This is a genomic window from Glycomyces albidus, assembly GCF_009451885.1.
Classification (GTDB): Bacteria; Actinomycetota; Actinomycetes; order Mycobacteriales; family Micromonosporaceae; genus Glycomyces; species Glycomyces albidus.
Genome location: NZ_WIAO01000021.1, coordinates 46614 through 60241 on the forward strand (window position 1 = coordinate 46614; position 13628 = coordinate 60241).

A 13628-nucleotide genomic window follows, 5' to 3' on the forward strand; every position below is an offset into this window, starting at 1 on the left:
GGATGCCACTACCGAGGACCGGTGCGGTCTCAGGCGGGCCGCGCCGCGCCTCGATCCGAGGCGCTGCGGTGGAGCATGATGCTCAACGCCCAGCCTACTTGACTTCCTCGCCTCCCCGAAGGAAAGGTGATTCCCGACTTGCAGTCCGATTTCACGGGCGCCGCGAAGCACGGGCCGGACACTGCCGAGCAGGGCCGGGGACGGCGAAGGGAGCGCCCCGGGCGGGGCGCTCCCTTCGTCGAGTCCGTCTTAGGCGTTGTCGCGGATGCCGAGGCGCTCGATGAGGCCGCGGTAGCGCGTGATGTCTTCCTTCTTCAGGTACTTGAGGAGGCGGCGCCGCTTGCCGACCAGGAGCAGCAGGCCACGACGCGAGTGGTGGTCGTGCTTGTGCGTCTGGACGTGAGCGGTCAGCTCCTTGATGCGGTGGGTCAGGATCGCCACCTGGACGTCGGTCGAGCCGGAGTCGCCCTCAGAGGTGGCGTACTCCTTGATGATCTCGGCCTTCTTCGCAGCGTCGAGCGCCATGTTCGAACACCTTTCACTTGATATGCGGCCAGTCCGCGGTGCCGAGCAGACTGGTCAGAGACCGGTCCAGGCTAGCAGGGCCGTCAGCCCAGCTCCAAGGCCCGGCGCGTGTCTGCGACGTCCGTCTCGATCTGCGCGATGAGCGGCTCGAGCCCGTCGAAGGCGACCTGTCCGCGCAGGTGCGCGGTGAAGTCGAGGCGGACCCGCTCGCCGTAGATGTCCTCGTCGAAGTCGAGCAGGTGGGCCTCGACCGTGCGGGCGTCGCCGTCGAACGTCGGGTTCGTGCCGACGCTGATCGCGGCGGGGACGCGGCGCGAGCCGAGGAACAGCCAGCCGGCGTAGACACCGTCGGCCGGGACCGCCATCCCTTCGGGGACGTCGAGGTTCGCGGTCGGGAAGCCCAGGGCCGTGCCGCCGCGCCCGGCGCCGTGGACCACGGTGCCCTCGACCCCGAAGTCGCGCCCGAGGATCTCGGCGGCCGCGGCCACCTCGCCGGCGGCGACGAGCTTCCGGACGCGGGTCGAGGAGTACGCCTCCGCGTCGGCGGCGAGCGTCTGCGGCAGCACCTCGAACCCGAGCTCGGCGCCGAGCTCGACCAGCATCGCGACGTCGCCGGCCGCCTTGTGCCCGAAGCGGAAGTTCTCCCCCACGACGACCGCTTTGGCGTGCAGGGCGTCCACGAGGACCCGCCGGGCGAAGTCGTCCGGGCTGAGCTGCGAGAGCTCCTTCGTGAACGGCATCACGCACACCGCGTCGACGCCGAGCGAGCCGAGCAGCGCGATGCGCCGCTCGATGGTGGTGAGCTGGGCCGGCACCGCGTGCGGTGCGACCACGGCGGTCGGGTGCGGGTCGAAGGTGACGACGAGGCTGTGCGCCTCGCGCTCGGCGGCGGCCTTCGCGGCCGTCCGGACGAGCGCGGCGTGTCCGCGGTGGACGCCGTCGAACACGCCGATCGCCACGACGGATGCGGGCCAGCCCTCTGGAGTCGCGTCTATTCCACGCCAGGTTTCCACGTGGACGATCTTCTCACCGACCGAAGGCGGCGGCCATCCGGACGCGACCGCATGAGCCGTCCCTTACAGCATCATCGACGAGTCGGCCTTCCCGCCGGACGCGAAGATGAGCAGCATGAGGACGCCCACGGCGACCAGGAGCAGAATGCCCAGCAGGAGCCACGCGTTTCCCACGAACTCCGGTTGGCGGGGCAGGTCCTCTGCGAGGATCGGTTCATCGTGCTCGGAGTCCTGGCCACGGCCGCCTTGCGCCCTGCGGAACTCCTCTGGCAGATCTCTTGCCGCGTACGAGCTCATGGGATTCTCCTGACGACGAGTTCCGGGTTGCTCGTTCAATTGTCGAGAGATCGTCGGCTATCCGACTGACGTTTCCCGGAATCCGCCTGACAAGACCGCGAATTCGACCTATTGGAAATTACAAGGCCGTGACGGCCCTGCCTCGCCGTCCGTCCCGTTGCCGCCGGAAGTCGCCACGCCGTCACCGAAGACGTGGCATCTTCATGTCCAGGCACGACGGCATGTCAAGACGACGGGGGTCGAGATGAACCGCACACGCTTCGCACTGGCAGTGGCAGGCATGCTCCTGCTCGCGTTCACCGTCCCGTCGTCCGCACCGGCCGCGGCGACCGGCTGCACCCGCACCCCGGAGTACACGGTGTGCAGCGCCGACCCGGGCGGGTACGTGAAGGACACCTCGATCATCGCCGAGATCGTGCGCCGGATCGACGCCGCCGGCGAGGGCGACACGGTCCGCGCGGCGGTCTACCAGTGGTCGCTCGACAAGCCGGTCACGCCGCTCGCCGACGCGATGGTGAACGCGAAGCTGCGCGGCGCCGACGTCGCGGCGGTGGTCGGCCGGCTCGGCGCCAACCCGACCGCGAACGACCCGCTGATCGACCGGCTCACGGCCGCCGGGATCCTCGTGAAGCAGTGCCCGGACGCGTGCCTGCCGAACGCGGACGGCACCCGCAAGGGCCCCGACCACAACCGGTTCTTCCTCATCGAGGACGACGGCGCCCCGACGGTGCTGGTGACGAGCCTCAGCTTCGTGCGCTGGCACACGACGCAGGCGAACAACCTCCTCGGCGTGCACGGCGACCGCGAGCTGTACGACTTCTACGCGTCCTACTGGGACCGCCTGCACTCCGGGACCTGGGACGGGTGGACCGAGGAGCACAAGGCCGTCGCGGGCGACCTGGGGCGGGCGTGGGTGTTCCCGCGCGGCGCCGACCCGATCGCGGAGCAGCTCGCCGCGATCACCGGGTGCGGCATCGGCGACCGAGTCCTGGTGGCCCACGCGAACTTCCAGTCGAAGCGCCCGGCCGTGCGCGCCGAACTCGACCGGATCCAGGCCCTCGGCTGCCGGGTGCGGGTCGTGGTGGTCGACACGGAGACGGCCCACCCGGGCTGGCTCGAGGACCGGCTCGGCGCGCGCAACGTGCGCGTCCACGACGCGCACCGCAACAAGTTCATCGTCGCGGAGGCGGAGTTCGGCGACGTCCATCAAGCCGTGGTGTGGACCGGGACGCACAACCTCAACGGGAACGGCATGAGGCACGCGGACGACAACCTGCTCAGCGTCGCGGACCCGACCGTCGCCGCGGAGTACGCGGACTTCTTCCAGCGGCTGTGGTGGTCCGCGAGGTAGCGGAACGGGGAGGGACCGCAGTCCCTCCCCGCCTGTGCGTTCGTCGAGTGCGTTCGTCAGCCCTTGACGGAGCCCGCGAGCAGCCCGCGCACGAAGTAGCGCTGGAGCAGCAGGAAGACCACGAGCGGCACGACGATGGCGATGAAGGCCGCCGCAGGCAGCCGCGTCCAGCCGAAGCCCCACGTGCCGGCCATGTCGCCGAGGACCGCGGTCAGCGGCCGCGTGGCCTCGCCCGGGGCGAAGGTGCGGCCGACCAGGAAGTCGTTCCACACCCACAGGAACTGGAAGATCGCGATCGACGCCAGCGCCGGGGTCACCAGCGGCAGCACGACCTTGCGGAAGATCTGCGAGTGGCTCGCGCCGTCGATCCGCGCGGCCTCCATGACGTCGCCGGGGAGCTCCCGCATGAAGTTGTGCAGCAGGAAGATCGCCAGCGGGAGGCCGAAGATCGAGTGCGCGATCCAGACCTGCACGATCGTGTACACGCCGTCGAGTTCCCAGGCGGGCATGATCGTGAAGTCGCCGATGTGCAGGCCGCGGCTGAAGATCGACAGCAGCGGGATGAGCGCCATCTGGAGCGGGACGACCTGGAGGGCGAAGATGCCCACGTACAGTGCGTTCCGGCCCCGGAAGTTGATCCACGAGAGCGCGTAGGCGGCCAGCGCCGCGAAGGCGACCGGCACGATCACGCCGATGACGGTGATGACGACCGTGTTGATCAGGTTGAGGAAGAGTCCGCCGCCCTGGGAGTCCGAGTACAGGACGTAGTTGTAGTTGTACAGGCTCACTTGGGGATCGGTGAAGAAGTTCCACCATCCCGAGGTGCGGATCTCGTCGTCGGGGCGCAGCGAGTTGATGAACAGCCCGAAGGTCGGGATCGTCCACAGTGCTGCGATCAGGAGGGCGACGACGCTGGCGAGGCGGCTCGAGAGGACGCGTCGCAGGCGGTCGCCGCGGGTCTCGCCGATGCGGGCGGGCTTCTCGCGCGGCCCGGTGTCCTCGGGGAGGGACGTGCCGATCGGGACCGTGCTCATCGGGCCTCCAGTTCCTGGCGGCGCATGTTGCGCACCTGGTAGATGACGACGGGGACGACGAGGAGGAACAGCAGGACGGCCAGGGTGGCGCCGCGGCCGTCGTCGTTGAGCCGGAACGCCTGCTCGACCATGTTGTGGGCGAGGACGTCGGTGCCGTAGTGGCCCTGGGTCATGGCGCGCACGATGTCGAACAGCTTCAGCGTCGCGATGAAGACGGTGACGGCGACGACGATGATGGCCGAGCGGATCGACGGGACGGTGATGTTCCAGAAGATCTGCGCGGGCTTGGCCCCGTCGATGCGGGCGGCCTCGATCATCTCGATGGGCACGCCCTTGAGGGCGGCCGAGAGGACCACGGTGGCGAAGCCGACCTCGATCCAGACGAGGACGACCATGAGCAGGAAGTTGTTCATGGGGAACTCGGTGAGCCAGTTGACCGGCTGCATCCCCAGGGCCCGGAGGACCGCGTTGAGGAGGCCGATCTGGTTCTCGCCGGTGCCGCTGTACTGGTAGACGAACTTCCAGATGATGGAGGCGCCGACGAACGAGATGCCCATGGGCAGGAAGACCAGGGCCTTGTAGACGCGCTCGCCGGCGCGGCCGTCGATGAGGACGGCGTAGACGAGGCCGAGGGCGGTGGAGACCAGCGGGACGACGATGATCCACAGGGCGGTGTTGATGAGGATCTGCAGGGCGTCGGGGTCGCTGACGGCCCAGGCGTAGTTCTTCAGGCCGACGAAGCCGGTGCCCTCGGCGTCGAAGAACGACATGACGAAGGTGCGCACGGCCGGGTAGACCAGGCCGATGAGCAGGAAGAGCACGGCCGGCGCGAGGAACACGGTGGCGACCACGCGGCTGCGGTCGCGGCGGGATGCGAGTTCGGCGAGTCCGTAGAGGGCCATGAGGATCGCGACGAACGCGACCAGGCCCACGGCGAGGAGGCCGAACCTGTCGAGGTATGCGGAGATGTCCACGTTGAGCGACTCCAGTAGTCCGGGCAATGGGCCGAGCGGGGCCGGTCGGGCCCCGCTCGGCTTCTCGATTGCTACACGGGCCGGATCTTACGGCCAGGAGTTTTCGATGTCGGTGGCCATCTGCTCGGCGGTCTTGTCGCCGCTGACCCACTCGACCACGCCGGTCCAGAAGGACGAGGCGCCGACGGCGCCCGGCATGAGGTCGGAGCCGTCGAAGCGGACGGTGACCTCGGGGTCGGTGAGGATCTCGGTGGCGAACTCGTTGATCGGCGTGGTGGCGTTGGCCGGGTCCACGCCCTGGCGGGCGGTGCTCCACGGGCCGGTCTGGAGACGGGCGTTGTGGTAGAGCTCCGAGGCCAGGAACTGGCGGACCATCTCGGTGGACTCCGAGTCGTCGAACGCGGCCACGAACTCGCCGCCGACGAGCATGGTGTTGTCGCCCTCGTTGGACTCGGGGAAGCGGAACGCGAACACGTCGCCGTCCTCGGCCACGTTGGTGCCCTCGGGCCACATGGCGCCGTAGAAGGACGCCTGGCGGCTCAGCGCGCAGCCGCCGTCGAGGATCGGGTAGCCGGCCTCCTGGAAGGGCGTGGCGCTGATGGTGTCGGTGCCGCCGTAGATGTACTCCTCGTTGGTGAGGATGGTGCCGGCCTTCTCGATGGCGGCGACGATCTGCGGGTCGTTGAACGCGATCTCGTGGGTGACCCACTGGTCGTAGAGGTCGGTGCCTTCGCGGAGGACGATGTCCTCGATCCAGTCGGTGCCGGGCCAGCCGGTGGCGCCGCCGGACTCGAAGCCGACGCACCACGGCTGGATGCCGTCGGCGACCATCTGGTCGGAGAGGGCGATCAGCTCGTCCCAGGTCTGCGGGACCTCGTAGCCGTTGTCGGCGAAGTAGCTCGGCGAGTACCAGATGAAGGACTTCGCGTTCGACGAGTGCGGCGCGGCGTAGAGCGTGCCGTCGACGGTGCCGTAGTTGAGCCAGTCCTCGGTCCAGCCCTCGGTCGCGAGCGAGGTGACCTCTTCGGAGGCCGGCACGAGGCTGTCGGCGAAGTTGGACATGAGGCCGGGCTGCGGGAACAGCGCGATGTCGGGCGCGTTGCCGCCGTCGACGCGGATGGCCATGTCGGCCTCGAACTCGCCGGTGCCCTCGTATTCGATGGTGGCGCCGGTGCACTCCTCGAAGTAGCTCCAGGCCTCCATCATCTCGTCGGCCTCGGTGTCGCGGATCGAGCCGAGGATCGTGACGGTCTCGCCCTCGAGGTCGCCGTACTGCTCGTAGTTGGCGCAGTCGGTGGCGTCGTCCGGTACGGCGCCGCGGCCCTCGTCCTCGTCCTCCGGCGCGCCGCACGCGGTCGCGGCAAGCGCGATCACGCTGGCGGCAGCCGCTAGGCAGGAAATTCGTCGGGTCTTGCTCATCGGGGTTTCCCTCTCTTCGCAGGTTTCGTGCGCCCGGCGAGTCCGACTGCCTCCCTGTCCCGTACCGGTCGGGGAACCGCTCTCACCGGTTCCGCCCCTGGTAGGGACTGCCTCACCCGCCGTTGGGGCGACGCTGGCAATGGTGCTCTGGGTAACACTGAAAGTCAAGTGTGCATTGCCGAATCGTTACTGGTTGCGATTGGATCGATATCTGTGCCCACCCAATCCATGGGAGCGATTCCAATGACGTATCATTCCGGGGCCCGGCAACTCGTTTCCATCCAGCGCCGCGCCTGGGCCGGTCCCGGACGCGCGGCGGAGAAAGGTGTCGACCGATGACGCAGCTGACCTTCCCCGGGGGATTCCTGTGGGGGACCGCGACGGCCTCCTACCAGATCGAGGGGGCGGCGAACGAGGACGGCCGGGGCCCGTCCATCTGGGACGTGTTCTCCGCGACCCCGGGCAAGACCTGGCGCGGCCAGTCCGGGGCCGTGGCCTGCGACCACTACCACCGGGTCGACGAGGACGTGGCGCTCATGGCCTCGCTCGGCGTCGACACCTACCGGTTCTCGATCGCGTGGCCGCGGATCCAGCCCGACGGCTCGGGACCGGCCAACCCGGCCGGACTCGACTTCTACGACCGCCTGGTCGACAAGCTGGTCGCGGCCGGGATCAAGCCGATGCCGACCCTCTACCACTGGGACCTGCCCCAGAACCTCGAGGTCCGCGGCGGCTGGCCCGAGCGCGAGACCGCCGAGCGGTTCGGCGAGTACGCCGCGATCGTCGGCGCGCGCCTGTCCGACCGGGTCCACACCTGGTGGACGCTGAACGAGCCGTGGTGCTCGGCGTTCCTCGGCTACGGCAACGGCCACCACGCGCCCGGGCGCACCGAGCCGGCCGCGTCCCTGGCCGCGGCCCACCACCTCAACCTCGGCCACGGCCTGGCGGTGCAGGCGCTGCGCGCGGCCGGCGCCGGCCAGGTGTCGATCGTGCTCAACCCGACCCAGTGCCGCGGCGACGAGGAGGCGGTGCGGATCGTCGACGGCGTCGCGAACCGGATCTTCTTCGACCCGCTGCTGCGCGGCGAGTACCCGGCCGACGTCATCGAGCGCACGCGGCACCACACCGACTGGTCCTTCGTCCAGGAGGGCGACCTGGAGCAGATCAACCAGCCGATCGACCTGCTCGGCGTCAACTACTACAGCCCCACCTGGCTGCGGATGAACCCCGACGCCCCCGAGAACCAGGTCAACCCCGGCTCGGCCGGGGTCGAGGGATGGACGCCCGAGGGCCTGTCGTTCACCGACATGGGCTGGGCGGTCGACGCGACCGGTCTGACCGACCTCCTCGTGCGCATCCACAAGGACTACGGCGTGGCCACCATGGTCACCGAGAACGGCGCGGCCTACCCGACCGGACCGGACGAGAACGGCGAGGTGAACGACGTCGAGCGCGTCGACTACCTGCGCTCGCACATCGCGGCCGTCCACGACGCGATCGAGGCCGGCGCCGACGTCCGCGGCTACACCGCCTGGTCGCTCATGGACAACTTCGAGTGGGCCTTCGGCTACGACAAGCGGTTCGGCATCGTCCACGTCGACTACGCGACCCAGAAGCGCACGCCCAAGGCGAGCGCGAAGTTCTACTCCCAGGTCATCGCCGACAACGGCCTCGACCGGTAGGGCGCGGCCCTACACGAGCGCGCCCCGGAGCGCGCGGATCGCGTGCTCCGGGTCGTCGGCGCGCATGACCGCGCCCATGACCGCGACCCCCGCCGCACCCGCCTCCCGCGCAGCGAGGGCCCGATCGGGGCCGTTCACGCCGCCGAGCGCGTACACCGGGACCGGGCTCGCCGCGCAGGTCCGCGCCAGCGCGGCGGGCCCGATCGCCGGGCCGTAGCCGGGTTTCGAGTCGGTGGCCCACACGGGCGAGTACGTGACGTAGTCCAGTGCGGGGTCGATCGGCTCGCCGGTGTGGACCGAACGTCCGACCAGGACCGGCCGCGGGTCGGGGACCGGGCGGGCCGCGGAGAGGTGCGCGGCGGCCACGGGCCCTTCGGGGTCGGCGACGATGAGGACGCCTCCGGCCTCGGCGACGAGCATCCCGATGCCGGCGGCGAGCCGGTGCCGCTCCTCCCACGGGAGGTCCTTGTCGCGCAGGATGAGCGCGAACGGTCCGCCGCGCAGGGCGAGCGCGACCTGTTCGGCCAGCGGCCGCGGGCAGTCGCGGCGGTCGGTGACGACGATGAGCCGGTGCTGCATACCTCTGAACTTACGCCTCGCACACGAGTGCGTGATGAGTCCGGTGTTCACAAAGTCCTCCGGTGTCCGACTCGCCAGTGTCGGGCTGGTTTAACTGTTGTGTATCGGTCCACGCCTCGAACTTGCGTAATTCACGACACAGGTGCGAAACTTCAGTAGATGAACATCGGCGATCAAATCAACGTGCTGCGGACCGAAGGGGAGCGGATCGCTGTCGCTGGTGGGGAACTCGCACTCAACGCGCTCGTGCCCACCTGCCCGGGGTGGATCGTCAAGGACCTCTTGACCCATATCGGGACCGTCCATCGCTGGGCGGCGGCGATCGTGGGCGGAGCCTTGCCCTACGATCCCCGAAAGCAGGACTTCCAGCGGATCGTGGGGCCCATGCCGCACGACGACCTGCTGGTCGACTGGGTCAGGGAAGGTCTCTTGCGGCTCGCTGCCGTCCTGGAGGCGGCTCCCGACGACCTCGAGTGCTGGCAGGTGTTCCCCGCGCAGTCGTCACGGCGCTTCTGGGTCCGCAGACAGGCCCACGAGACGACCATCCACCGCGTCGACGCCGAACAGGCGCGAGGCGACGAGATATCACCGGTCGGCCCCGACTTCGCGGCCGACGGCATCGACGAGCTGCTGCTGGGCTTCCACGGCCGCCCGTCGAGCAGGGTGCGGGCACTGCGGCCGTCAGTGCTCCACATCCACGCCACCGATCTGCCGCCGGGACGCGGCGACTGGTACGTCCACCCCACCGACACGGGCCCGCTCGTGACGTTCAGCGAGGTCGAATCCCCGCACTGCGTCATCGAGGGCCCGGTGGAGCTGCTGTACCTGGCGCTGTGGAACCGACTGCCGTTCGACGACCTCGCCATTCACGGAGACCCGGCACTGCTCCACTTGTGGCGCAATTACTCCGCGGTCCGGTGGGTCGATCCCGTAGACGTTTGAAACCCTGACGCATAGCGACTGGAGCGCTACAGAACGGAACCGCAGGTACATCGAGCGGGTTTGCGGGCATTCGTCCGCTCTGGCCGGTCGTGGCGCGCTGCTGCGCGCCCGAGCGGCCCGGGGACCGTAAGCTCACCGACGTGAACCAGGTCGATGTGAAGCACAGTCATTCCTCCCCGAACGACGCCGTCCCCCGCGCCGCGCTGTGGATCCTGGTCCCCGCCGCGGTCGCCACGATCCTCGGGCTCGTCCTCATGTGGCCCCAGGGGGTCGAGGACGCCGTCACCGACGAGTACGGCACCGAAGTGGACGGACGGGTCCTGGCCGTCACCGAACGCGAGTGCACCGCCGAGGAGGCCGAGGTCCTCACGGTGTGCGGCGAGGCGGTCGTGACCCTCCAGAGCGGCGACCAGGCCGGCGAGGAGGTCATCGTCGACATCCCGAGCGGCCCCGGCGCGCCCGCGATCGCGACCGGCGACGACGTCATCCTCATCTTCACGCCCGATTCGGTGTCGGGCCAGCAGTACCACATCATCGACCACGACCGGGCCGGCGCGCTCTGGGCGCTGGTGATCGCGTTCGCGCTCGCGGTGGTCGCGTTCGGACGGTGGAAGGGAGTGCGGTCCCTGGTGAGCCTGGGGCTGACGTTCGCGATCGTGCTGCTGTTCATGGTCCCCGCGGTCCTCGACGGCTCCTCCCCCGTGATGGTCGCGATGGTCGGCGCGGCCGCGATCATGCTGCTCTCGCTGTACATCGCGCACGGCTGGAACCGGACCACGACGGTGGCGGTGCTCGGGACGCTCGCCTCGCTCGTGCTCACCGTGCTCCTCGCTGAGGCCGCGGTGCAGCTCGCGGAGTTGAACGGGGTCCTCGACGAGAACACGACGAACCTGGCGCTCCAGTACCCGATCGACATGTCCGGGCTGCTGCTGGCCGGCATCCTCATCGGCGCGCTCGGCGTCATCGACGACGTGACGGTCTCGCAGGCGGCCACGGTCGACGAGGTCGCGAAGGCCAACCCGAAATGGAACTCCGGGCGGCTGTTCAAGTCCGGCATGCGCGTCGGACGCGACCACCTCACATCGGTCGTGAACACGCTGGTGCTCGCGTACGCCGGCGCCTCGCTGCCGCTGCTCGTCCTCATCGCCGCCGCGAACCGGCCCCTGGCGCAGATCCTCACGAGCCAGACGATCGCGACCGAGATCGTCCGGTCCGTCGCGGGCACCCTCGGCCTCATCGCGGCCGTGCCGATCACCACCTGGCTCGCCGCGTACCTGGTCCGCTGGAATCCGAAGCCCAAGGAGCCCAAGGAGAAGGAACCGAAACACCCCCGCCCGAAGCCGAGGCCCGAGGGCGCCGACTGGAACGAGGACGACTCGCCTTACCCGCCTTCACATCTGCGATGACCGGCCCCCGAGGTCGCGAGTGTCGGGCCGCCGCGCCCCTGATTCGAGGGTGACGCGCGGGTACGACAATCCGCAGGGGGGCGTCCGTCCGGGCACGCTGCTCAGAAGCGCTCCGCGGCCGTCATGAGCTTCCTCGCCGCCTGGTGCAGCGCCTGGAGGACCGTCATCACCGCCGGACGGCCGGTGGAGGCCGTCCGGTGGACCACGTAGACGTCGCGGCCGCGCAGCTCCTCGGCGATCGCGCGGACCGCGACGTCGCGGCGCTCGGCCGCGGCCATCCACGGCGCCACGGTCACGCCGAGGCCCTTCGCGACCAGCGTGAGGATCGTGTCGAGGCCCTCGAACTCCGAGACCGGCGCCGAGATCCCCTCGGCCCGCCACAGCCGGTCCAGGGCCGACCGGGACGGCTCCCCCTCCGGAGAGGCGATCCACGGCTCTCCGGAGAGCTCGTGCGCCGACAGGACCTCCTTGGCCGCCAGCCGGTGCCGCGCCGGCAGGACCGCGACCAGCGGGTCCTTCACGAGGTGGTGGAACGTCAGCGGCCCGACCGCGGCCGGGCGGCGCTGGCCCGACCAGTCGTCGATGAGCGCCAGGTCGATCTCGCCCGAGCGCACGCGCGCGAGGGACTCCGAGACCGTGTGCTGCTGCCGCAGCACCATCTGCAACTCCGGGTAGCGGCGCAGGCGCCGCACGATCGGACCCGCCAGCGCCACCGCGACGGTCGGGAACGCCGTCACGGTCACCCGCCCCCGCGGTTCGGCCGACTCGGCGGCGAGGTCCGTCTCGGCCGCGTCGATCGCCTCCAGAATGACAGCGGTGTGCTCCACCAGCCGGCGCCCCGCGTCGGTCAACTGGGCCGAGCGGGCCGTGCGTTCGAGGAGCGACACGCCGGCCTCCTTCTCCAGGGCCGCCAGCTGCTGCGAGACCGCGGACGCGGTCTGGCCGGTGGCCGCGGCAGTGGCGGATATCGATCCCTGGGCGGCGAATTCGTAGAGGAGTCGCAGGCGGCGAACGTCGAGCATAAGTCAATCTTATCCTCGGCAACAGGGAGAAATACTTGCGATGATGCTTCCTGAAGAGGAGGGTGGGGACCGTCCATACGGCAATCCACCGAGGAGTCATCGTGACCGTCTCCGCCACCCTCGCCGCCAACGAAGCCGTCGCCGCACGCCGCGCCGCCGGGCAGGAGGTGCTCGCGCTCGGGTTCGGCGAGGCCGGCATCCCCGTGCATCCTCTGCTGCGGCAGCGCCTGACGAAGGCCGCCGGTCAGACCGGATACGGGCCCGTGGCCGGGATCGGCCCGGCCCGCGAGGCCGCCGCCGGGTACTGGACCCGGCGCGCGATCCCGACCGAGGCCGACCAGGTGCTCCTCGGCCCAGGCTCCAAGCCGCTGCTGTTCGCGCTGCTCCACGCCGCCGGCGGCGACGTGGTCCTGCCGAAGCCGGCGTGGGTGTCGTACGCGGCCCAGTCGCAGCTCCTCGGCCGCGACCCGATCCGCGTCCCCGTGCCCGCCGGGGAAGGCGGCGTACCGGACGCGGAGGCCATGGACGCGGCCGTGCGCGAGGCCCGCGCGGCAGGGCGCGACCCGCGGATCGTCGTGGTCACCCTCCCCGACAACCCGACCGGGCGCCTCGCGTCCGAGCAGTCCGTCAAGGCCCTCTGCGAGGCCGCCCGCGAACTCGACCTGATCATCGCCGCCGACGAGATCTACCGCGACCTCGTGTTCGAGCCCGGCGCGTTCCCCTCCCCCGCCGCGTGGGCCCCCGAGCGGACCGTGACCACCACGTCCCTGTCGAAGAACTACGCGCTCGGCGGCTGGCGCGTCGGCGCCGCGCGCTTCCCCGCGTCCCCGCTCGGGGAGCGGCTGCGCGAGTCGGTGCGCGGCACCGCCTCCGAGCTCTGGTCGTCCACGCCGATGCCGATGCAGCACGCCGCCGCGTACGCCTGGTCGGACCCGCAGGAGCTGGTCGAGCGGGTGGCGCTGGCCCGGAATCTGCACGGCTCGGTCGCGAACGCGGTCGCCGAGGTGTTCACCGGCGCCGGCTGCGAGGTGATGCCGCCGCAGGGCGGGTTCTACGTGTGGGCGGATTTCGCGCCGCTGCGTGATTCGCTCGCGGCCCGCCGGGGTATCGCCACGGGTGCGGATCTCACTCGGGTCCTGCTGGAGCGGTTCGGGATCGTGGTCCTGCCGGGCAGCGCGTTCGGGGACGACCCGGAGGCGCTCACGGTCCGGGTGGCGGTGCCGGGGATCTACGGCGAGTCCGACTCCGAGCGCCTCGCGGCGCTCGTGTCCGGCGATCCGGTCGAGATGCCGTGGATCGCCGAGGCCCTGGAGGGCCTCAAGGAGAAGCTTCAGGCGCTCACCGCGTCTGAGTAGAGCGCCGGGCGGCGCTGCCGAGGCCGATG

13 protein-coding genes are annotated in these 13628 nt (G+C 70.2%); 5 read left to right on the top strand and 8 right to left on the bottom strand.

The window, feature by feature from the left end; translation table 11 throughout:
• Positions 1–249: 249 nt before the first annotated feature.
• The 3 genes from rpsO to GFD30_RS16775 form a co-directional block, all read right to left on the bottom strand.
• Entirely contained in the window at positions 250–525 is a 276-nt protein-coding gene (gene rpsO, locus GFD30_RS16765) for a 30S ribosomal protein S15 (RefSeq protein WP_153026349.1), read from the bottom strand.
• A gap of 83 nt (positions 526–608) precedes the next feature.
• A complete protein-coding gene (locus GFD30_RS16770; RefSeq protein WP_322633335.1) occupies positions 609–1538 on the bottom strand; it encodes a bifunctional riboflavin kinase/FAD synthetase in 930 nt (309 codons plus the stop codon).
• Positions 1539–1601: 63 nt separating this feature from the next.
• The gene (locus GFD30_RS16775) at positions 1602–1835 is read right to left on the bottom strand and encodes a hypothetical protein (RefSeq protein ID WP_153026350.1); all 234 of its coding nucleotides are present in this window, start codon (positions 1833–1835) and stop codon (positions 1602–1604) included.
• Between the two features lie 244 nt (positions 1836–2079).
• On the opposite strand from GFD30_RS16775, the gene GFD30_RS16780 reads away from it, so the two are divergent.
• A complete protein-coding gene (locus GFD30_RS16780) occupies positions 2080–3186 on the top strand; it encodes a phospholipase D-like domain-containing protein (RefSeq protein ID WP_153026351.1) in 1107 nt (368 codons plus the stop codon).
• A 56-nt stretch (positions 3187–3242) separates the two neighbouring features.
• On the opposite strand, the gene GFD30_RS16785 is transcribed toward GFD30_RS16780, so the two are convergent.
• The 3 genes from GFD30_RS16785 to GFD30_RS16795 all read right to left on the bottom strand — a co-directional run bounded on the left by GFD30_RS16785 (position 3243) and on the right by GFD30_RS16795 (position 6613).
• Entirely contained in the window at positions 3243–4220 is a 978-nt protein-coding gene (locus GFD30_RS16785; RefSeq protein WP_153026352.1) for a carbohydrate ABC transporter permease, read from the bottom strand.
• On the bottom strand, positions 4217–5194 hold the full coding sequence (locus GFD30_RS16790; RefSeq protein ID WP_322633336.1) for a carbohydrate ABC transporter permease: 978 nt from the start codon (positions 5192–5194) through the stop codon (positions 4217–4219). The genes GFD30_RS16785 and GFD30_RS16790 overlap by 4 nt, the downstream gene beginning before the upstream one ends.
• An 87-nt stretch (positions 5195–5281) precedes the next feature.
• The gene (locus GFD30_RS16795; RefSeq protein WP_153026353.1) at positions 5282–6613 is read right to left on the bottom strand and encodes an ABC transporter substrate-binding protein; all 1332 of its coding nucleotides are present in this window, start codon (positions 6611–6613) and stop codon (positions 5282–5284) included.
• Between the two features lie 335 nt (positions 6614–6948).
• Here GFD30_RS16795 and GFD30_RS16800 point away from each other — a divergent pair, with 335 nt between their 5' ends.
• Positions 6949–8295: a GH1 family beta-glucosidase gene (locus GFD30_RS16800; RefSeq protein ID WP_153026354.1), complete on the top strand. Its 1347-nt coding sequence runs from the start codon at positions 6949–6951 to the stop codon at positions 8293–8295.
• A 9-nt stretch (positions 8296–8304) separates the two neighbouring features.
• On the opposite strand, the gene GFD30_RS16805 is transcribed toward GFD30_RS16800, so the two are convergent.
• Positions 8305–8874, bottom strand: coding sequence for a thiamine phosphate synthase (locus GFD30_RS16805; RefSeq protein ID WP_153026355.1), 570 nt, complete (start codon positions 8872–8874; stop codon positions 8305–8307).
• A gap of 159 nt (positions 8875–9033) precedes the next feature.
• On the opposite strand from GFD30_RS16805, the gene GFD30_RS16810 reads away from it, so the two are divergent.
• Both GFD30_RS16810 and GFD30_RS16815 read left to right on the top strand, forming a co-directional pair.
• Positions 9034–9816: a maleylpyruvate isomerase family mycothiol-dependent enzyme gene (locus GFD30_RS16810; protein WP_153026356.1), complete on the top strand. Its 783-nt coding sequence runs from the start codon at positions 9034–9036 to the stop codon at positions 9814–9816.
• Between the two features lie 140 nt (positions 9817–9956).
• Complete coding sequence (locus tag GFD30_RS16815; protein WP_322633337.1) at positions 9957–11222, top strand: YibE/F family protein; 1266 nt, start codon at positions 9957–9959, stop codon at positions 11220–11222.
• Between the two features lie 101 nt (positions 11223–11323).
• Here GFD30_RS16815 and GFD30_RS16820 read toward each other — a convergent pair whose 3' ends face one another.
• Positions 11324–12244 (bottom strand): LysR family transcriptional regulator, encoded by a 921-nt coding sequence (locus GFD30_RS16820; RefSeq protein WP_153026357.1) that lies wholly within the window; start codon positions 12242–12244, stop codon positions 11324–11326.
• 101 nt (positions 12245–12345) lie between these two features.
• Here GFD30_RS16820 and GFD30_RS16825 point away from each other — a divergent pair, with 101 nt between their 5' ends.
• Complete coding sequence (locus tag GFD30_RS16825; protein WP_322633338.1) at positions 12346–13599, top strand: pyridoxal phosphate-dependent aminotransferase; 1254 nt, start codon at positions 12346–12348, stop codon at positions 13597–13599.
• Positions 13600–13628 lie beyond the last annotated feature (29 nt).